The following is a 773-nucleotide window of genomic DNA, read 5'->3' on the forward strand; positions in this document are numbered from 1 at the left end:
AGATCGCTTCGTGGCTGATGCGCATGGACTCATCATCGGGGAAGTCGGCATGGAGACGGTGCGAGATCTGCTCCGGGCTCCATGCCGTCGCCCATCGTCTGTCCTGCCGGTGCGGCTTGTTCAGCCCCTTCCACGCGGGCGTCCTGGGTCCGGGGACGATCGTGTTGTCGGGGCGGCGGACGCTGCCGGCGAGCCGGTCCTGCACGTACTCACGCAACCTGTCGTTGCCTGCGAGCTTCGCGGTCTTCGGGCGCTTGGCGGCCTGCTGTGCTTTCCACTGGGCGACCGTCGCGCGATACTCCTGCTTGCCGCTGCGCGTGGCGGCATTGCGGCGCAGTTCGCGAGAGATCGTTCCGGGGTCACGCCCCAGGGCGCGCGCGATCTCGCGCACGCCCTTGTTCATCGCCCTGAGGATCGCGATCTCCTCGCGCTCCTCGAACGCGAGGTACCGGCCCGTGGGCTCGGCCAACGAGATCGGAGGCATGCCGCCACCGTGACGAAACCACCTCGCACCCACCGGCCACGACACGCCGACCGCCAACGACGCCTCCACCGTCGTGACCCCCGTGGCGATCAGCCGCCAGAACTGGCGCTGCACGACTCGAGACGGATCAGGCCGCCCCGGCGAACGCATCGCCGGCCGCAACGCACGATCAGCGCGCCACTGCCGACGCCGACCCTCCGGAACATCGCTGGTCTTCAAACTCCAGTCCGCCGTGGCCACGTCGCACACCTCCGAGATCAAAGTGTTGCGACGACCAGTTGAATCCACC

The 773-nt window shown here is 68.3% G+C and carries 1 protein-coding gene; it reads right to left on the reverse strand.

Features of this window, described 5'->3' with window-relative positions; genetic code table 11:
- On the reverse strand, nucleotides 1–703 hold a 703-nt coding region (locus tag G6048_RS48365; RefSeq protein ID WP_165345925.1), incomplete at its 3' end, for a helix-turn-helix domain-containing protein.
- Between the last annotated feature and the right edge of the window lie 70 nt (nucleotides 704–773).

Source organism: Streptomyces ureilyticus (genome assembly GCF_011045025.1).
Taxonomy (GTDB): domain Bacteria; phylum Actinomycetota; class Actinomycetes; order Streptomycetales; family Streptomycetaceae; genus Streptomyces; species Streptomyces ureilyticus.